Below are 20208 nucleotides of genomic sequence, written 5' to 3'. Positions count from 1 at the left end.
GCCCGCATGTGCTGCCCATCGCCGCTTCTCCTTGGTCAATTCACACAGGAGAAGCGGGGGAGGGCAGCCCTTGCGCCCCGCGCCCAGCGCAGAGAAGGCACTCCGGCTCGATTAAGCGCTAATCGCACATAGAGCGAGACCAACTAAGTGTTGGACGCGCCACAATTCCGTGGCGATGCTGGAGGAGCCAGCGCATCCCGCGCCTGGCACGAAAGGCATCTGAACGGAGCACCATGTCAGCGTCGACATCCGCGGCACCCAAGTCCCACGCCGCGAAGACCGCGGCCTTCTCCGGCTTCCTGGGCAGCACGCTCGAGTACTACGACTTCTTCATCTTCGGCTCGGCGGCGGCCCTCTTCTTCGGGAAGCTGTTCTTCCCCGATGCGGGCGCGGCGGGCTCGCTGCTCTCCTTCGCCACGCTCGGCGTTGCCTATGTGGCGCGTCCGCTCGGCGCCGTCCTGTGGGGCCACTTCGGCGACCGCCTGGGGCGCAAGAACGTCCTGGTCCTGACCCTCGTGCTCATGGGCATCTCGACGTTCCTCATCGGCTGCCTCCCCACCTACTCGGTGGTAGGCCCGATGGCGCCGATCGCGCTCGTCGCCCTCCGCCTCGTGCAGGGAATCTCCGCCGGCGGGGAGTCGCCCGGCTCGAGCTCCCTGACGCTCGAGCACTCCCCGGAGGGCCGCCGCGCGTTCTTCACGAGCTTCACGATGAGCGGCATCCAGTTCGGCATCGTCATCTCCTCGGTCGTGTTCATCCCGATCACGATGCTCCCGCAGGACCAGCTGATGAGCTGGGGCTGGCGCATTCCGTTCCTCGCGAGCGCCGTCGTGACAGCCGTGGCCTTCTACCTGCGCCGCAGGCTCGAGGAGCCCGAGGTCTTCGCCGAGATCAAGGAGGACGCCGCAACCGAAGCCATCCCGCTCGTGGCGCTCTTCCGCCACGATTTCGCGAACGTGGTCCGCGTGACCCTCAGCTCCCTCGTGACCATGGTCAACACCGTCTTCACGGTCTTCGCCCTCACGTACGCCACCCAGGTCGTGGGCCTCGACAAGCCTATGATGCTGACCGTCATCGCGGTCGCGAACCTCGTCACCGTGTTCACCCAGCCGATGTGGGCGCTGCTCTCGGACAGGATCGGCCGCAAGCCCGTGTTCATCACCGGCACCATCGGCAGCGCGGTGCTCGTCTTCGCGTTCTTCACGGTGCTGGGCACCGGCAACTGGGCGCTCATCTTCGCCACCGCCATCGCCCTCACCGGCGTGTTCTACGCGATGCCCAACGGCGTCTACCCCGCGTACTTCCCCGAGCTCTTCCCGGCCCGCACCCGCTACACCGGCATGGCCGTGAGCCTCATGCTCGGCCTCCTCGTGGCCGGCTTCACCCCCGCGATCGGCACGGCCCTCACCGCCGGTGACCCGGCCAACTGGGGCCCCGTGGCGTGGATGACGGTCGGCTTCTGCGCCGTCGCCGCCGTCGCCGCCCTCACCGCCCGCGAGACGTTCCGCACACCCAAGGCCCAGCTCGGCCTCAAGCCCGCACGCCGCGGTTCCGCCCCGGCCCCCGCGGAGACCGCCCAGGAGACCGCAGCCTGATGACCACCGCTCCCAGCCCACGCCCGCCCCGGCCGCAGCTCATCGGCCTGATCGGTGCCAACGTCGCCGCATCGCTCTCGCCGCTCCTGCACGAGCGCGAGGCCGCCGCCCAGGGCCTCCGCTACGCGTACCGCCCCCTGGACCTCGACGAGCTCGGCCTCGCTCCCGAGGATGCGGGGCAGCTCGCCCGGGACGCCGCCCGCCTCGGCTACACCGGCCTGAACGTGACGCACCCGTGCAAGCAGACCGTGATCACGGGCCTCGACGCGCTCTCCGACGACGCGCGGGCGCTGGGGGCGGTCAACACGGTCACCGTGGACGCCCACCCCGCCGACCCTGCAGGCAAGGCCGCGCACGACGCCGGCACCCCCCCGGGCGCGCGCCTCACCGGCCCGCGCCTCACCGGCCGCAACACGGACCACTCCGGCTTCCGTGCCGCGCTCGCCGAGGGCCTCCCGGGCGTGCCGCTCGGAACGGTGGTGCTCGTCGGCGCGGGCGGTGCCGGCTCCGCCGTCGCCCGCGCGCTCCTCGACTCGGGCGTCCGGGAGCTGCTCGTGGCCGACGTCGATCCCGCCCGCGCTGCTGCCCTCGCCGCGCGACTGGGGGAGGCGGGGAGCGGGAGCCGCGTCACCGCCGTCGCCCATGAGGAGGTTTTCGCGCGCCTGGGCGAAGCCGACGGCGTCGTGAATGCCACGCCGATCGGCATGGTCGGGCACCCAGGCACCCCGTTCGACACCTCGGCGCTCACGCGGCGTCACTGGGTCGCGGACGTCGTCTACCGTCCGCTCGCCACCCAGCTCGTCAAGGCCGCGCTCGCCGCCGGGTGCCGCGTGCTCGACGGCGGGTGGATGGCTGTGGCGCAGGCCGCGGACTCGTTCGAGCTCTTCACCGGCCTGGCCGCCGACCGCGCCCGGATGCGCGCCCACTTCCTCGACCTCGTCGCCGAGACCGACTGACCGCCCGAAAGGACCACCCATGACTGCCCCGTACAGAGTCGGGATCGTCGGCTGCGGCGCGATCAGCCGCAACCACCTCGAGGCCTTCGCCGCGATTCCCGAGGCCGCTGTCGTCGCGGTGTGCGACGTCGACCCCGACCGCGCCCGCGAGACCGCTGCGCGCTGGGGGATCCCTCAGGCGTTCGGCTCGGTCGAGGAGCTGCTCGCTGCCGGCGTCGACATCGTCTCGGTCTGCACCCCGCACCCCACCCACGAGGCCGTGGTCCTCGCCGCCGCCGCGGCGGGCGTCCACGTGCTGTGCGAGAAGCCGATCGCGATCGACCTCGCCTCCGCTGAGCGCATGGTCGCCGCGTGCGACGCCGCGGGCGTGCGTCTCGGGGTCCTCTTCCAGCGCCGCTTCTGGCCGGCCGCGCAGCGTCTCCGCGCCGCCGTCGACGAGGGCACGCTGGGGCGCCCGATCCTCGGCCACGCCTCCGTGCTGCTCCACCGCGAGCCGGCGTACTACGGTGCCACCCCCTGGCGCGGCACGTGGGCCACGGACGGCGGCGGGGTCCTCATGACCCAGGCCATCCACTACATCGACCTCCTGCAGTGGCTCATGGGCGAGGTCACCGAGGTCCACGGGCACATCGCCACGTTCCGGCACGACATCGAGGTCGAGGACACCGCCGCCGCGGTCCTGAGGTTCGCCTCCGGCGCGATGGCGACCCTGTCGGCGTCGACCGCCGCGACCCCGAGCCTCGGGGTGGGCATCCGCATCACGGGCGAGACCGGCGCGACCGCCGAGCTCACGGAGTTCCCCGAGGGCACCGACGGGCGCGTGACCCTCTTCGCGCGCGGCGGGACCATCGAGACCGAGCCCGCCCATCCGGCCGGCACCGATCCCAACGTGGAACTGTCCACGATCAACGGCCAGCTCATCCCCCACCACACGGCCCAGATCCGCGACTTCGTGGACGCGCTCGGCGCCAATGGCGACGAGGGCCGCGAACCCGCCGTGACAGGACGCGATGCCACCTCGGCCCTCCGGATCCTGCTCGCCGTCTACGAGTCGTCCCGCACGGGCCGCCCCGTTGTCCTCGCACGCGAAGGAGCCCTCTCATGACGCACCATGCCGCCACCCCGCTCATCCTCGGCCGCAACGGCCGGCCGCAGCGCACCCTCCGCAACCGGCTGTGGACCTCGCCCATGGAGCGCAACTACGGCACCACCGACGGCCGCGTCACCGAGCAGTACGCCGACTACCTGGTCACCCGCGCCCGGGCCGGCCTCGCCGTCGTGACCACCGAGGCCACCTACGTCCGCGCTGACGGCAAGGGCCGCACCCACCAGCTCGGCCTGCACGACGACGCCGTCCTCCCCGGGTTCCGCGCGCTCACCGACGCGATCCACGCCGAGGGCGCCCTCGCCGCCGTCGAGATCAACCACGGCGGCCGCACCGCGCAGTCCGTGGTGACCGGGTTCCCGTGCGTCGCCCCGACACCGGTGCCGTGCGAGGTCGCCGGCGGCGAGATGCCCCGCGCCCTCACCACCCAGGAGTGCCACGACCTCGTCGATGCGTACGGGGACGCGGCGCGGCGCGCCGTCGAGGCCGGGTTCGACGCCATCAGCATCCACGGCGGCCACGGCTACCTCATCCACCAGTTCATGTCCGCGCGCACCAACGGCCGCCCGGACGAGTTCGGCGCACCCGAGCGCTTCCCGAACCTCGTGATCGCCGCCGTCCGCGCAGCCGCGCCCGACGCGATCGTCGGGATGCGCGTCTCGATGCTCGAAGGCGTCGACGGCGGGCTCACGCCGGAGCAGACGCTCGACGTCGTCGCCCGCCTCGACCTGGACGCGCTCGACTTCCTCGACCTCTCCGCCGGGTCCTACGAGGCCGGCGAGTGGATCGTGCAGTCGGGAGAGTGGAAGCCCGGCGTCCTCGCCGACTACGCCCGCGTCTACCGCGGGTTCGGGATCCCGCTCGGCCTGGCCGGGCGGCTCAACTCACCCGCGGCGATCGAGGCCGTGCTCGCCGACGGCGTCTGCGACTTCGTCTCCCTCGGCCGCGCCGTCCACGCGGACCCGGCGTTCGTCCCCGCCGTCCTCGGGCACAGCGTCCCCGGCGAGGCGGCGTACCGTCCCTGCATCGCGTGCAACGTCTGCATCGACAACCTCGGCCTCGGCCAGGTCACGTGCACCGTCAACCCCGCGGTCGGGCGCTCGCGGGTGCCCGTCCCGACGCCGCGGGTGCGGGCTGCCGACGACGCAGCGCCACACGCCGTCGGGCCCCACGTCGTCGTCCTCGGCGCGGGGCCCGCGGGCCTGACCGCCGCCCGCGAGCTCGCCGAGGCCGGCGCGCGCGTCACCGTGCTCGAGGCGGGGGAGCGGCTCGGCGGCCAGTTCGCGCTCGCCGCCCGCATGCGCCCCACGCCGGACTTCCACCGCTACCTCGACTGGAACCGCGCCGCGCTCGGGCGCCTCGGCGTCGAGGTGCGTCTCGGCGTGCGGGCTGCCGCGGCAGGCCCCGCGGACCTCGCCGCCCTCGCACGGGAATGGGAAGCGGACGGGATCGTCGTCGCGACCGGCGGCGGCCGCCCCCAGCCCGGCTTCCGCGTCACCGGGCCGGGCACCGCGCACGACGCCGTCCTCGACGTCCGCGACTGGCTCGCCGCCCGACCCGGCCTCCTCGAGGGGGCCGAGGCGACAACAGAGGCGACAACGGAGGACTGGCCCGAGGCCGTGACGGTCTGGGGTGCCGACTCCGTCGCGATGTCCGTCGCCGACACGCTCGCGGCGCGCGGCACACGGGTCCTGCTCGTCGGGCCCGAGCCGGCCATCGCCCCCGAGTCCGGGCGCCGCGCCAAGATCCTCGCCGTCCCACGGCTCGAGGCGAACCCGGACGTGCGCATAGTCCTCGACTCCCGCATCGTCGAGGCCGAGTCGCCCGGAACCGACGCCGGCCGCGTGCGCGTTGTCGGGCCCGAGGGCGAGCAGTGGCTCGACGCGCCCGGGCCGCTCCTGGTCTCGCGCGGCGTCGTGCCGCTCGGTGCGACCGTGGACCTCCCCGGCCGCGAGGCGGCGCTGACCCTCGGCGCCGGCGTCCCGGTAGTGCTCGCGGGGACCGTCGTGGACCCCCTGCCGCCCACGGCGTCGAACGCCATCAAGCACGGGTACGACGCCGCGCAGCGCCTCGCCGCCGCCCTCGCACCGGAGCCTGGGCCAGCCGCCCCCGCCGCCGCTCCGGCCAGCAGCCGTGTCCTCGAAGGAGCCCACCCATGAGCCCCCGCCCGACCCAGTCCGACCAGCAGCGCACCCGGGCCGTCGGCCTCGCGCAGCTGTCCCTGCTCGACACCGCCCCGCCGGACCTCGTGCTGATCGCGGCCGAGGCGGAGTTCGACTTCGTCGGCGCGCGGGTCCGCCCCGTGACCCCGACGGAGCGGCCCTACGACCTCCAGCCCGGCTCGCCCATGCTCGCCGCGACGCTGCGCAACGTCCGCTCCACGGGCGTCCGCGTCCTGGACATCGAGTTCCTGCTCATGGACGGCCGCGGCGAGGACGGAACGGGCCAACGCGAGGCATGGCTCCGCATGCTCGAGGCCGGCCAGGCCCTCGGCGCGGAGACCATGACCGTGGCCGGCGCCGACCCCGAGCCGGCGCGCTTCGCCGACAACCTCGCGCAGCTGGCCGAGGACGGGCGCGGGTTCGGCATCACGCCCACCCTCGAACCGATCTCGTACCAGCGCATCAACTCGCTCGGCTCCGCCGCGGCCGCGGCCCGGGCCGCGGGTGCGCAGGTGGTCGTCGACACGCTGCACTTCCGCCGCTTCGGCGGCACCCTCGCCGAACTCGCCGGGATCGCGGACCTCGTCCCCCTGCTCCAGCTCTGCGACGCGCCCGCCGATCGCCCGGCGGACCGCGAGGGCCTCATCCACGAGTCACGCGCCGCGCGCCTCGCCCCCGGGGAAGGCGGCCTCGGCCTGGCCGAGATCGTCGCCGCCTTGCCGTGGGGCACCCCGGTGAGCGTCGAGGCACCGTCTCCCGCCGACGTCGTGCGCCTCGGCGAGCTCGGCTGGGCCCGCCACCTGCGCCAGACCGCCCAGCATGTCCTGGCCGAGGCCGCCGGCCTCGCCGTCCCTGTAGCGAATGCTGTCCCGAATGGAGCCCCCGCATGAAGTCCATCGACACCGACGTCCTCGTGATCGGCTCCGGGGCCGGCGGCCTCTCCGCCGCGGTGACGGCCGCGTACCACGGCCTGCGCGTGGTCGTCGTGGAGAAGGCCGAGGTCTGCGGCGGCGCGACCGCGTGGTCCGGCGGCTGGGCCTGGACGCCCGGGAACCCGCTCGCCAAGGCGGACGGGGTGGACGAGGACCCCGAGCGGTTCCGCACCTACCTCCGCCACCGGCTCGGCGCGCGGTACGACGCCGCGCGCATCGACGCGTTCCTCGAAGCCGTCCCGCACATGGTCGGCTTCTTCGAGGACCACACCCGACTGCAGTTCGCGCCGGGGGCGAAGATCAAGGACATCTACGGCAAGACCCCCGGCGCCGGGACCGGGCACCGCTCCGTCGGGCCGGCCCCCGTGAATGCCCGCCGACTCTCCCCGCGCGTCCGGAAGCTGCTGCGGGGACAGCTGTACGAGACGTCGTTCCTCGGGATGGGCATCATGGCCGGGCCGGACCTCGCCACCTTCCTTTCCGCCTCCCAGGGCAGCCTCAAGGGCCTCGCGTACGCGACCTGGCGCGTGGGCCGGCACGTCCTGGACCTGGCCGTGCACCGCCGCGGGATGCAGCTCGTCAACGGGACCGCCCTCGTGGGGCGGCTGCTGCAGAGCGCCGAGGACCTCGGCGTGGACATCCGCGTCTCCACCCCCGCCGTGCGCCTGCTGACCCACGACGGCGGCGACTCGCCCGCCCGGGTGGGCGGCGCCGTCGTGCGCGGCACCCTGCCGGACGGCACGCAGGGCGAGTACGAGATCCGGGCGGCGCGCGGCGTCGTGCTGGCGGCGGGCGGGTTCCCGAACGACGTCGATCGGCGGCGCGCGCTGTTCCCCAAGACGCCCACGGGGCGCGAGCACTGGACCCTCGCGCCGAAGGAGACGACCGGGGACGGGATCACGCTCGGCGAGTCCGTCGGCGCGCGGTTCGAGACGGACGTCGAGTCCGCGGCGGCGTGGTGTCCCGTCTCGCTCGTGCCGTACACGGTCGGGAAGGCGCCCGCGTTCGGGCGGAACGGCGTGTTCCCGCACATCATGGACCGGGCCAAGCCGGGGTCGATCGGGGTGCGGCGCGACGGGAAGCGGTTCGTGAACGAGGCCAACGGCTACTACGACTACGTCTCCGCGCTCGTGGCCGCGACGCCCGAGGGGGAGCCGGTCGAGTCCTGGCAGATCGCCGACTCGCGGTTCGTGCGGAAGTACCCGCTAGGCATGGCCAAGCCGCTGCCTGTGCCGCTGTTCCCGTACCTGCGCAACGGGTACCTGAAGAAGGGCCGGACGCTCGAGGAGCTCGCCGCCAAGTGCGGGATCGACCCGGCCGGGCTGCGCGAGACGGTGGAGCGGTTCAACGAGGGCGCGCGGGCCGGCGTGGACCCCGAGTTCGAGCGCGGCGAGACCGAGTTCAACCGGTACGGCGGGGATGCCAAGGTGGGGCCGAACCCCTCGCTCGCGCCGATCGAGAAGGGCCCGTTCTACGCGGTCAAGGTGGTCCCGGGGTCCTTCGGGACGTTCGCCGGGCTCGCCGCGGACGGACGCGCGCGCGTGCTGCGGGCGGACGGGTCCGCGATCGAGGGGCTGTACGTGGCGGGCAACGACCAGGCCAGCGTCATGGGGGGCTTCTACCCGGCCGGCGGGATCAACCTCGGGCCCGCGCTCACATTCGGGTACGTGGCCGGGCGGGAGCTCGCCGGGGCTGCGGCGGGGGCATACGAGGACGACGGGACGCTGCCGGCTGAGCCGTCCGTTCCTCCCGCGCCGTCCGTTACTGCCGCGCCGTCCGTTCCTGCTCGGTAAGGGGTCCCGACACGGGGCCCGGAACCCCGACACGCCGGAGTTCCGGGCCCGGGCGCTCCCAATGTGAGCAGGAACGGACGCGGCCGAGGCTTTGCCGGGCGTAGGTTGTGATCGGACACGTGGCGCGTGGACGGGAGGGCAGGATGTGGGGGCGACGCCGTCGCAGGACGGGCTCGATCAGTGTTGCTGCGGCGGACCTCCGCGGGGATGCCCTCGTGGCCTCCTCGAGCTCCCAGACCAAGGACGGCTTCTGGATCAGCAACGGAGCGTTCGAGGTGCTGGCGTCCGGAGCTTCCGACCGGGAACTGGGAGCGGCGGTGCTCCGGATGCTGGACGCCTCGCGGACGGGAGTGCGGACGCCGAATCTGCGCCACGGGCCATCGCCGTTCGCTCCGGTCCTGGAGACCCTCGGGCTGCGGACATGGTCGGCCTACGCGCGGGGCCTCCTGCACGTGCACGTTGAACGCGAGGACGACGTGGTCCGGGTGACGGCCAGCCGCAATGGGGGCTCCCGGGAGGGCCTCGTGGGGAGCGCGGAGCCGGTCGCAGTGATCGAGCGGCCGGGGGACGAGGCCCTGGGCGCGGCCATCCGCACCGCGTTCGCTCACTGCTCCTAATGCCTGTATCCCCGAGGCCAGACGCGACGGGGCGCCGCCACACATGTGACGGCGCCCCGCACCTTCGCGCCCGAGGGCTCCAAACGTCAGCCGACGACGATCTCTTCGCTGTCGAAGAGCCCGTCCTCGTCGTCCCAGGCCGTCTCCTCCGGGCCGAAATCGAAGTCCTGGGAGAGGTCCTCAGTGCTGGGGACGTAGCTGGCGTCGCTGCGGTCGTCGTTGACCATGGCACTCCTTCGCGGTGGCAATGCTGGACGGCCCGAGCTGCTTCACGCCGTACCTTTCAGGACAGCACTGTCCGGCAGATCGGTCAAGGGAGCCCCACGGCCACAACCGGGCGTCCGTTCCTGCTCGCCTAGGGCTCCGCCACGGGAACCAGAACGCGGGACACGCCGGGATCCTGCCCCTCCGGGTGGCCAAACCGAGCAGGAACGGACGGAGGGTCCCGGATGGAGCCCGGGACGGACCCACGCGTGAGCGGCCGCCGATCCGGGTAGCGGGAGAGCCTCCCCATCAGGGGGAGGCGCGGCGTACATTCAGTCGCGGAACCTCGTCCCCGTCAGGAGCGCCCCATGCTCGCTCTGGAACTCATCGTCGCGCTCGGCGCCGCCGTTGTGGTGGGGAGCCTGCTCGCGCCCAGACTGCGGGTCACCCCGCCGGTGGTCCTCCTGGCGTTCGGGCTGCTCCTGACCCTCGTCCCGGTGTTCCGGGGCGTCGGGCTCCCGCCGGAGACGGTGCTGCTCCTGTTCCTCCCGGCGCTCCTGTACTGGGAGAGCCTCACGACCTCGCTGCGCGAGATCCGCCGGTTCATCCGCGGCATCATGCTCTCGAGCACCCTCCTGGTCGTGGTCACGGCGGGGGCGGTGGCCGCGGTCGCCCACGCGCTCGGCCTGGACTGGGGCTCGGCGTGGATCCTGGGCGCGGCGGTCGCACCCACGGACGCCACCGCCGTCGCGTCCCTCGGCAAGGCGCTCCCGCGCCGGCAGATGACTGTCCTGCGGGCCGAGAGCCTCGTCAACGACGGCACGGCCCTCGTGGTCTACGGCGTCGCGCTGGGCTTCGCGGCGGGGGAGGGCGAGATTAGCCTCCCGCTCGTCGCGGGCGAGTTCGTGTACTCGTTCCTCGGCGGCGCCGCCGTGGGCCTCGCGGTCGGATGGGTCATGCTCGAGGCCCGCCGCAGGATCGAGAACGCCATGGCGGGCAACGCCGCCACGGTCCTGACCCCGTTCATCGCGTTCCTCGGCGCCGAACTCATCCACGCCTCGGCCGTCCTGGCCGTCGTGGCCTGCGGCCTCTACCTCTCGCGGACCGCACCGCTGGCCATCTCGGCCTACACGCGCCAGCAGACCGTCGCCGTCTGGTCGCTTGCGAGCTTCATGCTCAACGGCGCCCTCTTCGTCCTCGTGGGCCTCGAGCTCCCGTCGGCGGTCGGGGGCCTCTGGACCACCGCGGGCCGGGCCAACGGGCAGGCGCTGGGCCAGGTCGTGCTCATCAGCGTCGCGGTCTACGTGGCCATCCTCGTCACGCGCCTGGTGGTGCTGGTCGTCTCGGCGTACGTGATCCGCGCCGTCGACCGCCGCCCCTACCAGCGCCAGCTGCGCACCACGAACCGCGCCCGGGTGATGAGCACGACGGCGGGCTTCCGCGGCGCCGTCTCGCTCGCAGTCGCCCTCTCGATCCCGGACGGCGGCCAGTACCCTGAGCGCAACGCGATCGTGTTCGTCACGGCGTTCGTGGTGGTCGCGTCCCTGGTCCTGCAGGGCATGGCGCTGCCCAAGGTGATCCGGTGGGCGCGCATCCCCGAGGACACGAAGATCGTCGAGGAGCTCGCGATCGCCAAGCGCACCGCCATCGAGGAGGCGTGCGAGGCGCTGCCCCGGCTCGCGCGGGAGATCGGGGCCGACGACGAGGTCCTCGAGCGCATCCGCAGCGAGTACGACGAGCGGCTCGAGGCCCTCACCGCCGGCTTCGACGACCACGAGCATCCCGCCGTCGTGCGGACCCGCCAGTACACCCAGCTCCGGCTCGAGCTCATCGCCCGCAAGCGGGCCACGGTGGTGCGGCTCCGCGACGAGAAGACCATCGACGACACCGTGCTGCGCACCATCCAGAACGAGCTCGACGCGGAGGAGGTCCGGCTCGGCCATCAGCGGGAGACGGAGTGATCCTCCAGCCACTGCTTGAGGGCCTCGTAGGTCGCGGGGGTGTCCGAGGCGACGGACGACGCCGACCTGCCGCCCAGCCCGGCGATGGTCACCGTGAGCTCGCACTCGCCCCCGCCCGAGGGATGGATCCGGTACTCGAGCGTGCCCGGCGGCTCCTTTGCGACGCCGGCGTCCCACGTCGGGTCGAAGGTCAGCTTGAGGCGGTGCGGCGGGTCGGCCGCGATGACGTGGCCCGCGGCGGCCTCGCCGCCTTCGCCATGCATCGTGTAGGCGGCGTTGCGCTCCCAGCTGCTGTGCACGGTCCAGCCCCGCATCCACGGGCGCGGGGAGTCGGTCTCGGTCAGCGCGGACCACACGGCCTCGGCCGTGCAGCGGATGCGCACGCGGTAGACGGTCTCGGTCATGGATGCTCCTCCTCAGGCAGATCCTCCCCCGCCGGCGCGCGTGCCAATCGGACCGGGCCACACCCAGCCAGTCCACATCATTTCCTCAGGCAACGGGCCGTACCATCGAGGCATGGCTGAGGACCCGGTTCTCGACGTGCAGGGCCTCGTGGTGCGCTACGGGGCCCAGACCGCCGTCGACGGCCTGAGCTTCTCGGTGCGGCGCGGCGAGATCTTCGGCCTCCTCGGCCCGAACGGCGCGGGCAAGACGTCGACGCTGAGCGTGATCGAGGGTCTCCGCGCGCCCGACGCCGGGCGCGTCACCGTGGACGGGCACGACGCCGGCCACGCGACCTCCGCGCTCAAGGCCAGGCTCGGCGTGCAGCTGCAGGCCTCGAGCTTCCAGGCCGAGCTTCGGATCGAGGACATCACGCGCCTCTACGCGGGACTCTACGGCGTGCCGATCACGCGCCGGCAGATCGACGAGAGGCTCCGCGAGGCGGGGCTCGCGCAGGAGCACGGCAAGCCGTTCAAGAAGCTCTCGGGCGGCCAGCAGCAGCGCTTCTCGCTCATGGTGGCCATGCTCCACAACCCGAGCATCCTCCTGCTGGACGAGCCGACTACCGGCCTCGACCCCCAGTCCCGGCGCCAGCTGTGGGACCGCATCGAGGAGTCGCGCGGGGCCGGAGGGAGTGTCCTGCTGACGACCCACTCCATGGAGGAGGCCCAGGCCGTGTGCGACCGGGTGGCCATCATGGACCACGGCCGGCTCCTCGCCCTCGGCTCGCCGGGCAGCCTCGTGGCGGAGCACCGCGGGGACCCGCGCGTGCTCGCCGTGGCCCGTGGGGACGTGACGCTCGAGGACGTGTTCATCGGACTGACCGGGAGGACCATCCGTGACTGACATCCCCCTCCCTCCCGGCGCCCCCTCGGCCGGCCGCGCGCACGAGGCCGGCCACGCGCCGTCGACCGCCCTCGCCGTCCGCGCACTCCTGACCGCGGACGCGACCGTGCTGGTCCGCAGCCGCCAGGTGCTGCTGCTGAACCTGGTCGTGCCCATCGCGATCCTCTTCCTCACGAACCGGGGCAGGCTCAGCACGGACGCGGGCTTCCTCATCGGCATGGCCCTCACGTACGGGCTGCTGTCATCGGGCATCATCGCCTACCCCACCACGCTCTCGCGGGACCGGGAGGCGGGGGTCTTCCAGCGGCTGCGGGTCACCCCCGCGCCCACCTGGGCGATCATGGGCAGCCGCCTCGCGGTCCAGTTCGCGGCGGACCTCGTGATGGGCGTGGTCGTGCTGATCGTGGGCAGCATCCAGCACCAGACGGTCTTCTCCGCGGGCGAGTACGCGCTGATCCTCGCGATCGCGCTCCTCGGCGCGGCGGTGTTCCTTGCGATCGGCCAGGCCCTCGTGGCGCTCGTGCGCTCCGCCGGTGTGGTCAACGCGGTGGCGCGGGTCCTGTACATCGTGCTCTTCCTGACGGGCATCCTCGGCGCGACCGGGCTCCTCGGCGACGACTTCAGGAACGTCGCGGCATGGACCCCGGTGGGTGCGCTCATGGACCTGTTCGGCACCGTGGGGAACCTCGCCGTCTGGTCGGCGCAGAACACGTGGCAGGCGGTCGCTCTGGTGGGCTACGCCGCGGTCTTCGCCGGGATCGGCATTCGCTGGTTCCGTTGGGAGCCCGCCTGAGCCTCCCGCGCACGACGCCGCGTCGGCGGCTCGCCGAGGCGGGGAGCCCGCCGGTCGGGTCGGGGACGGCACGACGCCGGCGGCCCGCGACGGCCGCCGCGAGGACTGCCACGAGCGCCGCGGCCGTCAGGGCGGCGCACACGCCGAACACGCCGCCGTATCCGGGGGCCAGCGCCGAGCCGGCCGCGATGATCCCGCCGGAGATGATGGCCCCGACCCGCCGCGTGTTCGTGAACAGGCCCGAGGCGATGCCGGGGCGCGGGATGACCTCCTGGAAGTACGTGAGCCCGACCCCGGCGACGACCGCGAAGAACCACGCGTTGAGCACCTGGGCCGCGATGAGGAGCACCGGGCCGCCCACGAAGGGCACTGCCAGGTAGTACGCCGCGCCGGCGATGCATCCGGAGGCGATGAGCGGCAGGCTCGAGAAGCGCCGGGAGAGCCGGCCCAGCAGCACGAGCGCCGGCACCTCGAGGCCAGCGGACACGCCGAGGGCGATCCCAGCCCACAGCACGTCCAGCCCGAGCGTCCCGGCGGTGAACAGGGCCATGACGGCGACGGCCGCCGCGTTCGTGGCCTGCAGGGCGACGAAGGCCACGACGACGAGGACCACGGTTGTCCGGCTTGCCGATCCCGAACTCGGCGTCTGCGGGCTGGCCGATCCCGCGCTGCCTGTCCTCGGACTGGCCGTGCCGGCGCTCGGGCGGCTGTTCCCGCGGCGCCGCAACGCCGCCGTCGTGAGCCCGCCGGCGACGGCGACGACGCCCACCGCGGCGACGACTGCCTGGAGCCCGAACCACCCGATGAGGAGCATCGCGAGGGGCGGTCCGGCGACCCACGCGAAGGAGACCAGCGCGCGGGTGTTCATGACCTCCGCCGTTGCGGCCCCGTGGGCCCGCAGGTGGGCGAACAGGAGGGACACTCCCACGCCGGCCGGGCCGCCGACGACGGCGAGGGCGACGACGGCGAGCGGCAGCGAGGTCGCGAAGGCCAGGACGGCGGCGAGGACGAAGGTGAGCGCGCTGCACCAGAGCATGGGGGTCAGGTAGTCCCGCCGTCGGTCCGCGTGCGCCGGCAGGACGAGGGCGGCGACGAAGCCGCTCGCGTTGTACACCGCGAGAGCGAGTCCCACCTCGGCGTCGCTGGCGCCGAACTGGCCCGAGAGCACGAGCGCGAGTGCCGGGGTGAGGAACGCGAACTGGAGTCCCCACAGCAGCGCGGCAGCGGGGGTGAGGAGGCGGGCCAGGCCAGGCATGGGCGTCCTTTCTGTCTTCTGTGGGTCCAGTCCACCGCGCATTGCCGGCGTCCGGGAGTCCCGGTCCATCCCGGTACTGGCAGAACCTCCCTCGGTCGGGAGGCGCGGCGTAGCGTCGGGGAGACTACCGCTGACGAAAGGACTACCTCATGCAGTACACCCGTCTCGGAACCTCGGGACTGCGCGTGAGCCGGATCGCCCTGGGCTGCATGAGCTTCGGCGACCCGTCCCGCGGGTTCAGCGAATGGGCGCTCGACGACGCGGCTGCCGAGCCGCTGTTCCGGCAGGCCGTCGAGCTAGGCATCACCTTCTGGGACACCGCGAACGTCTACGGCTACGGGTCCTCGGAGGAGATCGTCGGGCGCGCGATCCAGAAGGACACGCGGCGCGAGGACGTCGTGCTGGCCACCAAGGTCTTCTTCCCCATGCATGAGGGCCCTGGCGGCCGCGGGCTGTCCCGCCGCGCCGTCATGGAGCAGATCGACGCCTCCCTCGCCCGCCTCGGGACCGACTACGTGGACCTCTACCAGATCCACCGCTTCGATCCCCAGACGCCGGTGGAGGAGACGATGGAGGCCCTGCACGACGTGGTGAAGGCCGGCAAGGCCCGCTACATCGGCGCGTCCTCGATGTGGGCCTGGCAGTTCCAGAAGATGCAGCACGCGGCCGAGGCGAACGGGTGGACGCGGTTCGTGTCGATGCAGGACCAGTACAGCCTGGTGATGCGCGAGGAGGAGCGCGAGATGATGCCGCTCCTGGCGGACCAGGGCGTGGGCAGCATCCCTTGGAGCCCGCTCGCGAAGGGCCGCCTCACGCGCCCCTGGTCGGAGCAGCAGACCCAGCGCGCCACGACCGATCCCCTGCAGAGCCGCTACTCGGGGGAGGCGAACGAGCCGATCGTGGACGCCGTCCAGCGTGTCGCGGAGACGCGCGGGGTGCCGATGGCCCAGGTCGCGCTCGCGTGGGTGCTCCGCAATCCTGTGGTCACCGCGCCCATCGTCGGCGCCACGAAGTCCCACCACCTCCCGGACGCGGCCGCGGCCCTCGAGCTCGAGCTGACCGACGAGGAGGTGCAGGCCCTCGAGGAGCCGTACACGCCGCGGCTGCCGTCGGGGTTCTAGAGCCCGCGGGGTCCGGACGTGAAAGCGCCTCCGCCTCGCCCGTGACGGGCGAAGACGGAGGCGCCCCGTCGCTGACCGGGGGATGGCGGCCCGGGCGGTCAGCGGTCCTGTGGGGGAGTGCGGCCCGCGGGCGACGCGGGCCCGGAGGGGCCTGCAGGCCCTGGGGGAGACGCGGGGCCGGACGGTGTGGGTCCGGAAGATGACGCCGGCCCGGACCGGGGCGCGTGCCCCGAAGGCGGCGTCCGCGTGGCCCGCCGGGCGACGGCACGGAGCTGAATGATCCGCACCGCCCCCGCCACGGCGACGAGCACCCCACCGGCGACCGCCGCAATGAACAGGGCCACGCCGAGGGGGACCGGTCCGGTGAGCCCGAGGAAATGGACCTCCACGGTGTCCTGGTTCTGGATGAAGAACACGATGAGCAGGATGAAGACCACGAGGGCCGCGACGACCGCGGTCCACGTCATGGCCGCCCTCGTGGTGCGGGGCTCCCGGCTCCGCCCCCCGTTCTCACTGCTGACCATCACGGTTCCTCCTGGGCGTTGACAGCGTGTCGACGATGGCTGGGCGCCTCACGAACGGTGGGAGCCGCCGTCCTGGTCGGCCGGCATGTACTGGCGTGCCGCGTCCTTGATCTGCTCCCCGGCCGGCGGCGCGGACTCGGCCTTGGCCTTCACGCGCGGGGCCTCCTCCTCAGCGCGGGAGAGGTAGCGCTCCCAACGCTCGGACATCGGCTTGATCAGGCCGCCGCCGACCCCGACGACCACGACTCCGGTGATCGAAGCCAGGACCGCGATGAGGATCGGGGTGGTGACCGTGACAGCGATGTCGACCTGGTTCAGCGCGGCGATGATGCCGATGCCGATGATGAAGATGCTCGCGATGTTCGCCAGCGTGCGGCCATAGGACAGGCCGCCCAGCGAGCCTTGGATGAGGGTCTTCACGGCCGCGGCAATGGCGGCGCTGACAATGACGATGATGATGGCGACGACGATCTTCGGCAGGAACGCGATGATGGCCGCGAGGAGGGTGCTGACCGGGTTCGGGCCGAAGACGCCGAATGCGAACTGCAGGACGAAAAGCACGAGTGCGTAGTAGATGATCTTCGAAACGATCGTGCTCGCATCGAGATTCGAACCCTGGAGCGCCCGCTTGACTCCGCCCCGCTCGACCCAGCGGTGGAAGCCGACCTTGGTGAGCAGGCGGGAGAGGGCATTGGCAATGAATCGCGCGACAAGGAGGCCGACGATGAGGATGACGAGGAACAAGAGGAACTGGGGGACAAACCGAGCGACCTCGGCGAGTCCAGCGGTCAAGGAATCGAACATGGCAGAGCCTCCAGTTTCCGGAGTCGCGCTGATGATGTCCTCCATTTCTTCCCCACGCCGTTTAGTGCAAACAAGCGGAGTTGTAGACTGACCGTTTTTTATATTGCGCATTGTGCGGATGAATTCATTGGCCTCTCCAGACGATCGCCAGGGGGCCGTGGTCCGCGGGACGGGTACTGGCAGAGCCTCTCGGCTTCCACGCGACGGGCGTAGCGTGGCCCACATGGCAACAGACCACCGCGCCGAGGTCCGCGACTTCCTGGCCAGCCGGCGAGCGCGGATCAGTCCCGAGCAAGCCGGCCTCACCGTCTACGGCGGCAACCGCAGGGTGCCGGGGCTGCGGCGCGAGGAGGTGGCGCTGCTCGCGGGCGTGAGCGTGGACTACTACACGCGGCTCGAGCGCGGAAACCTCGCTGGCGCCTCGGACGGGGTCCTCGAGGCGCTCGCCCGTGCGCTCCAGCTCGACGACGCCGAGAGGGACCACCTCCTCGACCTCGCCCGGACTGCCAACGCCTCCCCGCGGGCCCGCCAGCGCGTCTCCCGTCAGGCCGTCCGTCCCAGCGTCCAGTTCATGCTCGACGCCATGACGGGCGCGCCCGCCTTCGTCCGCAACGCGAGGATGGACATCTTGGCAACGAATCGGCTCGGCCGCGCCCTCTACTGCCACATGTACGACGGCGCGCCACGCCTCGCGGCCGACGGCACCGGCCGCCCCGCGAATTCCTCGCGCTTCATCTTTCTGGATCCACGGGCCCGGGACTTCTACCCGGACTGGAACGTTGCCGCCAACAACAATGTCGCGACCCTGCGCACGGAGTCTGGCCGCAATCCGTACGACAAAGGACTCGCGGACCTCGTGGGCGAGCTCTCGACGCGCAGCGAGGAGTTTACCGCGCTGTGGGCGCGGCACAATGTGCGCCGGCACTACTCAGGCAACAAGGTTTTCCGGCATCCGGTGGTCGGGGAGATCGAGCTGCTGTTCGAGGCGCTCTCGCTCGCCGAGGACCCGGGCCTGACCTTCACGGTCTACCCGGCCGTCCCGGGCTCCCCGTCCGAGGAGTCGCTGCGTCTCCTCGGGAGCTGGGCGGCGACCGAGGATGCCGCGGCAGGGGGCGTCGCGCCCGCTCCCGCCGGAGCGCTTCCCGACGGAGTGCTCCGCCCGGAGCTCTAGGAACTCTCAGCGCGCGGCGGCGACATGGTCTGCGCTGCCGGCTCCTACCGCTTGGCCGAGTCGAGCCCGCGGAGGATCGCGGCTTCGCGCTCCTCGTCCCGGTCCGCGGTGGGGCTCCCCGGCGTGTCCGGCCGGTGCAGGTCGATCAGGGCCCGGGCGAGGTTGCGCGCACGGATGGCGGCCCGGTGGTCGCCCTCGATGGAGGCGACCATGGCGCCCTTGGTCAGGATGTGGAACGACCAGGCGAATCCCTCGGGGTCGTCGAGCCCGGCGGCCTTCGCCAGAGCGGCGAGCCGTCCCCGGATCGCAGCGAGGTGTGCCATCGCTGCCCGGCCCAGCGGGTGGGCGGGGCCGAATTCGATCACGACGTGGAGGAACGTGTTGACCTCCGCGGCGCCGCGGCTGAACCAGTCGTCCAGGACGTTGAAGGCTGCCAGGAGGGCGTCGTCGGGGTTGTGCGCGTGTGCGATCGCCTCTTCGATGGCGTCGTGGCGCACCTGGTACCAGCGGTCCATGTAGGCGAGGACGAGCGCTTCCTTCGAGGGAAAGTGCCGGTAGAACGTGGCCTTGGCAACCCCGGAGTGGGTGATGATCTCGTCGATTCCGACGTCTCGCACGCCGCGTCTGGCAAAAAGCCCGTACGCGGTTTCCAGGATCCGCTCCCGGGCAGGTCTACGCGCCGCGGCCCCAAGGGCCCGGCCAAGGTCTCGGCCGTCCATGGCGACCATCGTAGCACTCCAGACAGACCGGTCTGTCTATCTGGCTCGCGCTCTAGACAGACAGGTCTGTCTACTTGTATAACTCTTCCTAGCGGGACAGACAGGTCTGTCTCGTTTGGACGGAACTGGACAGAACCGGCCAGGACCCCGGGGCCCGGGAACGGGCAGGGGGCCCGGCCGGCCGGAAGGACCGGGACGCCGCGTGTGCGGCGGCGAGGAGGATGGCGCTGTGAGTGAGTCGAAGGCTCGTCTGAAGGTGTTGGCCGGCGGCCGCGGGGATGCCCCGCGCGGGGCCGGGGCGGCCCAGGAGGCCCCGCAGGAGGCCCCGCAGGAGGCCCCGCGGGGGGCGGTGCGCGGGCCGCTGGGTGCGGAGGCCGCTGTTCTGGTGGCGGAGCATCTGGGGGTGGCCGATGCGCTGGCGCGCCGGTACCGGGTGCCGGGGCATGATCCGGAGGACCTGCGCCAGGTGGCGCGGCTGGGCCTGGTGATGGCGGCGCAGCGGTACCGGGAGGGGTCCGGGCACGGGTTCGTGCCGTTCGCGGTGCCCACGATCACGGGCACGATCAAGCGTCATCTGCGGGACCAGTCGTGGGTGGTGCGCCCGCCGCGGTCGGTGCAGGAGCTGCGCCTGGGGGTGCGGGCTGCGCGGGAGCGGCTGGAGCAGGATCTGGGGCGTGAGCCGACCACGGCGGAGCTGAGCGAGGCCACGGGTGCTGCGGCGGGGAAGGTGGCCGAGGCCCGGGGTGCGGACTCGGCGATGGTCGGGGTGGCGATCGAGCCTCTGGACGGGGTGTCGGAGCCGGAGGCGGGGGGCCCGTCCTCGTGTGTCGTCTCGTTCACGGATCCGGGGTTCGAGCGGGTGGAGGAGCGTCAGATGCTCGCTGCGGCGCTGGAGGGTGCGAGCGAGGAGGACATGCGGCTGATCCGGATGCGCTTTGTGCAGGAGATGAGCCAGAGCGAGATCGCGGCCGAGCTCGGGGTGAGCCAGATGCAGGTCTCGCGCCTGCTGCGCCGCCTCCTGGACCGCATGCGCCGCAAGATCGCCGCCTGAGCAGGCGACGCCACACCCTCACGACGGACGTCCTCGCCCGACTCAGCGCCGCGGGAGGTCAAACGCGGCGGGAGGCGCCGGGCCCTGGATCAGCGGGGCGGCACCTTCCCTGGCTCTACGCCACGGCACACTGAAGCATCGGACCGGGTTCTCCGGCG

Annotated in this window: 18 protein-coding genes and 1 pseudogene; 13 read left to right on the top strand and 6 right to left on the bottom strand. The window is 72.5% G+C overall.

Annotation, left to right across the window (positions count from 1 at the left end; all coding sequences use genetic code 11):
- The first annotated feature begins 233 nt into the window (after nucleotides 1–233).
- From CGQ25_RS15030 to CGQ25_RS15000, 7 genes are all read left to right on the top strand, one after another.
- Nucleotides 234–1595, top strand: a complete 1362-nt coding sequence (locus CGQ25_RS15030; RefSeq protein ID WP_208710656.1) for an MFS transporter — start codon at nucleotides 234–236, stop codon at nucleotides 1593–1595.
- On the top strand, nucleotides 1595–2551 hold the full coding sequence (locus CGQ25_RS15025) for an NAD(P)-binding domain-containing protein (RefSeq protein WP_208710655.1): 957 nt from the start codon (nucleotides 1595–1597) through the stop codon (nucleotides 2549–2551). The genes CGQ25_RS15030 and CGQ25_RS15025 overlap by 1 nt, the downstream gene beginning before the upstream one ends.
- 19 nt (nucleotides 2552–2570) lie before the next feature.
- A complete protein-coding gene (locus CGQ25_RS15020) occupies nucleotides 2571–3656 on the top strand; it encodes a Gfo/Idh/MocA family protein (RefSeq protein ID WP_208710654.1) in 1086 nt (361 codons plus the stop codon).
- On the top strand, nucleotides 3653–5815 hold the full coding sequence (locus tag CGQ25_RS15015) for an FAD-dependent oxidoreductase (protein WP_208710653.1): 2163 nt from the start codon (nucleotides 3653–3655) through the stop codon (nucleotides 5813–5815). Before CGQ25_RS15020 ends, CGQ25_RS15015 begins: the two co-directional genes overlap by 4 nt.
- The gene (locus CGQ25_RS15010) at nucleotides 5812–6708 is read left to right on the top strand and encodes a sugar phosphate isomerase/epimerase (protein ID WP_208710652.1); all 897 of its coding nucleotides are present in this window, start codon (nucleotides 5812–5814) and stop codon (nucleotides 6706–6708) included. Before CGQ25_RS15015 ends, CGQ25_RS15010 begins: the two co-directional genes overlap by 4 nt.
- Nucleotides 6705–8543 (top strand): FAD-dependent oxidoreductase, encoded by a 1839-nt coding sequence (locus CGQ25_RS15005; RefSeq protein ID WP_208710651.1) that lies wholly within the window; start codon nucleotides 6705–6707, stop codon nucleotides 8541–8543. The genes CGQ25_RS15010 and CGQ25_RS15005 overlap by 4 nt, the downstream gene beginning before the upstream one ends.
- 215 nt (nucleotides 8544–8758) lie before the next feature.
- Nucleotides 8759–9160, top strand: coding sequence for a hypothetical protein (locus CGQ25_RS15000; RefSeq protein ID WP_208710650.1), 402 nt, complete (start codon nucleotides 8759–8761; stop codon nucleotides 9158–9160).
- An 86-nt stretch (nucleotides 9161–9246) separates the two neighbouring features.
- Here the strand turns inward: CGQ25_RS15000 and CGQ25_RS14995 are convergent, their stop codons facing one another.
- The gene (locus tag CGQ25_RS14995) at nucleotides 9247–9387 is read right to left on the bottom strand and encodes a hypothetical protein (protein WP_208710649.1); all 141 of its coding nucleotides are present in this window, start codon (nucleotides 9385–9387) and stop codon (nucleotides 9247–9249) included.
- Between the two features lie 345 nt (nucleotides 9388–9732).
- Here CGQ25_RS14995 and CGQ25_RS14990 point away from each other — a divergent pair, with 345 nt between their 5' ends.
- The gene (locus CGQ25_RS14990; protein ID WP_208710648.1) at nucleotides 9733–11325 is read left to right on the top strand and encodes a Na+/H+ antiporter; all 1593 of its coding nucleotides are present in this window, start codon (nucleotides 9733–9735) and stop codon (nucleotides 11323–11325) included.
- Here the strand turns inward: CGQ25_RS14990 and CGQ25_RS14985 are convergent.
- Complete coding sequence (locus CGQ25_RS14985; protein WP_208710647.1) at nucleotides 11307–11729, bottom strand: SRPBCC domain-containing protein; 423 nt, start codon at nucleotides 11727–11729, stop codon at nucleotides 11307–11309. The two genes, CGQ25_RS14990 and CGQ25_RS14985, sit on opposite strands and share 19 nt — an antisense overlap.
- Nucleotides 11730–11841: 112 nt before the next feature.
- On the opposite strand from CGQ25_RS14985, the gene CGQ25_RS14980 reads away from it, so the two are divergent.
- Together CGQ25_RS14980 and CGQ25_RS18555 are read left to right on the top strand one after the other, a co-directional pair.
- Nucleotides 11842–12612: an ABC transporter ATP-binding protein gene (locus CGQ25_RS14980; protein WP_208710646.1), complete on the top strand. Its 771-nt coding sequence runs from the start codon at nucleotides 11842–11844 to the stop codon at nucleotides 12610–12612.
- Nucleotides 12605–13318 (top strand): annotated as a pseudogene (locus tag CGQ25_RS18555) (ABC transporter permease); the annotation flags it as partial. The gene CGQ25_RS14980 and the pseudogene CGQ25_RS18555, both read left to right, overlap by 8 nt.
- On the opposite strand, the gene CGQ25_RS14975 reads toward CGQ25_RS18555, so the two are convergent.
- Nucleotides 13269–14660 carry an MFS transporter gene (locus tag CGQ25_RS14975; RefSeq protein WP_208710645.1) on the bottom strand — a complete coding sequence of 464 codons (1392 nt, stop codon included), beginning with the start codon at nucleotides 14658–14660 and terminating at the stop codon, nucleotides 13269–13271. The pseudogene CGQ25_RS18555 and the gene CGQ25_RS14975 sit on opposite strands and share 50 nt — an antisense overlap.
- 149 nt (nucleotides 14661–14809) lie before the next feature.
- On the opposite strand from CGQ25_RS14975, the gene CGQ25_RS14970 reads away from it, so the two are divergent.
- Nucleotides 14810–15781, top strand: a complete 972-nt coding sequence (locus CGQ25_RS14970; protein ID WP_208710644.1) for an aldo/keto reductase — start codon at nucleotides 14810–14812, stop codon at nucleotides 15779–15781.
- Between the two features lie 98 nt (nucleotides 15782–15879).
- Here the strand turns inward: CGQ25_RS14970 and CGQ25_RS18735 are convergent, their stop codons facing one another.
- Both CGQ25_RS18735 and CGQ25_RS14960 read right to left on the bottom strand, forming a co-directional pair.
- The gene (locus CGQ25_RS18735; protein ID WP_208710643.1) at nucleotides 15880–16305 is read right to left on the bottom strand and encodes a lipopolysaccharide assembly protein LapA domain-containing protein; all 426 of its coding nucleotides are present in this window, start codon (nucleotides 16303–16305) and stop codon (nucleotides 15880–15882) included.
- Between the two features lie 48 nt (nucleotides 16306–16353).
- Nucleotides 16354–17109: a hypothetical protein gene (locus tag CGQ25_RS14960; RefSeq protein ID WP_208710642.1), complete on the bottom strand. Its 756-nt coding sequence runs from the start codon at nucleotides 17107–17109 to the stop codon at nucleotides 16354–16356.
- Between the two features lie 223 nt (nucleotides 17110–17332).
- On the opposite strand from CGQ25_RS14960, the gene CGQ25_RS14955 reads away from it, so the two are divergent.
- Complete coding sequence (locus tag CGQ25_RS14955) at nucleotides 17333–18280, top strand: helix-turn-helix transcriptional regulator (RefSeq protein WP_208710641.1); 948 nt, start codon at nucleotides 17333–17335, stop codon at nucleotides 18278–18280.
- A 44-nt stretch (nucleotides 18281–18324) separates the two neighbouring features.
- Here CGQ25_RS14955 and CGQ25_RS14950 read toward each other — a convergent pair whose 3' ends face one another.
- Complete coding sequence (locus CGQ25_RS14950; RefSeq protein ID WP_208710640.1) at nucleotides 18325–18999, bottom strand: TetR/AcrR family transcriptional regulator; 675 nt, start codon at nucleotides 18997–18999, stop codon at nucleotides 18325–18327.
- 229 nt (nucleotides 19000–19228) lie between these two features.
- On the opposite strand from CGQ25_RS14950, the gene CGQ25_RS14945 reads away from it, so the two are divergent.
- A complete protein-coding gene (locus CGQ25_RS14945; protein ID WP_208710639.1) occupies nucleotides 19229–20050 on the top strand; it encodes a sigma-70 family RNA polymerase sigma factor in 822 nt (273 codons plus the stop codon).
- The last annotated feature ends 158 nt before the right edge of the window (nucleotides 20051–20208 follow it).

The organism is Sinomonas sp. R1AF57 (genome assembly GCF_002224485.1).
Taxonomy (GTDB): domain Bacteria; phylum Actinomycetota; class Actinomycetes; order Actinomycetales; family Micrococcaceae; genus Sinomonas; species Sinomonas flava.
The sequence above is the reverse complement of the archived record's forward strand: the minus strand, read 5'-3'. Positions and strand labels throughout refer to the sequence as shown.

Excerpts from the sequence above, each read along its gene's own strand:
- CGQ25_RS15025 (WP_208710655.1), top strand. The coding sequence starts at position 1,595 with ATGACCACCGCTCCCAGCCCACGCCCGCCCCGGCCGCAGCTCATCGGC.
- CGQ25_RS18735 (WP_208710643.1), bottom strand. The coding sequence starts at position 16,305 with ATGGTCAGCAGTGAGAACGGGGGGCGGAGCCGGGAGCCCCGCACCACG.
- CGQ25_RS14955 (WP_208710641.1), top strand. The coding sequence starts at position 17,333 with ATGGCAACAGACCACCGCGCCGAGGTCCGCGACTTCCTGGCCAGCCGG.
- CGQ25_RS15030 (WP_208710656.1), top strand. The coding sequence starts at position 234 with ATGTCAGCGTCGACATCCGCGGCACCCAAGTCCCACGCCGCGAAGACC.
- CGQ25_RS14985 (WP_208710647.1), bottom strand. The coding sequence starts at position 11,729 with ATGACCGAGACCGTCTACCGCGTGCGCATCCGCTGCACGGCCGAGGCC.
- CGQ25_RS14960 (WP_208710642.1), bottom strand. The coding sequence starts at position 17,109 with ATGTTCGATTCCTTGACCGCTGGACTCGCCGAGGTCGCTCGGTTTGTC.
- CGQ25_RS14950 (WP_208710640.1), bottom strand. The coding sequence starts at position 18,999 with ATGGACGGCCGAGACCTTGGCCGGGCCCTTGGGGCCGCGGCGCGTAGA.
- CGQ25_RS15005 (WP_208710651.1), top strand. The coding sequence starts at position 6,705 with ATGAAGTCCATCGACACCGACGTCCTCGTGATCGGCTCCGGGGCCGGC.
- CGQ25_RS14975 (WP_208710645.1), bottom strand. The coding sequence starts at position 14,660 with ATGCCTGGCCTGGCCCGCCTCCTCACCCCCGCTGCCGCGCTGCTGTGG.
- CGQ25_RS15020 (WP_208710654.1), top strand. The coding sequence starts at position 2,571 with ATGACTGCCCCGTACAGAGTCGGGATCGTCGGCTGCGGCGCGATCAGC.
- CGQ25_RS14995 (WP_208710649.1), bottom strand. The coding sequence starts at position 9,387 with ATGGTCAACGACGACCGCAGCGACGCCAGCTACGTCCCCAGCACTGAG.
- CGQ25_RS14990 (WP_208710648.1), top strand. The coding sequence starts at position 9,733 with ATGCTCGCTCTGGAACTCATCGTCGCGCTCGGCGCCGCCGTTGTGGTG.
- CGQ25_RS15010 (WP_208710652.1), top strand. The coding sequence starts at position 5,812 with ATGAGCCCCCGCCCGACCCAGTCCGACCAGCAGCGCACCCGGGCCGTC.
- CGQ25_RS14970 (WP_208710644.1), top strand. The coding sequence starts at position 14,810 with ATGCAGTACACCCGTCTCGGAACCTCGGGACTGCGCGTGAGCCGGATC.
- CGQ25_RS14980 (WP_208710646.1), top strand. The coding sequence starts at position 11,842 with ATGGCTGAGGACCCGGTTCTCGACGTGCAGGGCCTCGTGGTGCGCTAC.
- CGQ25_RS15015 (WP_208710653.1), top strand. The coding sequence starts at position 3,653 with ATGACGCACCATGCCGCCACCCCGCTCATCCTCGGCCGCAACGGCCGG.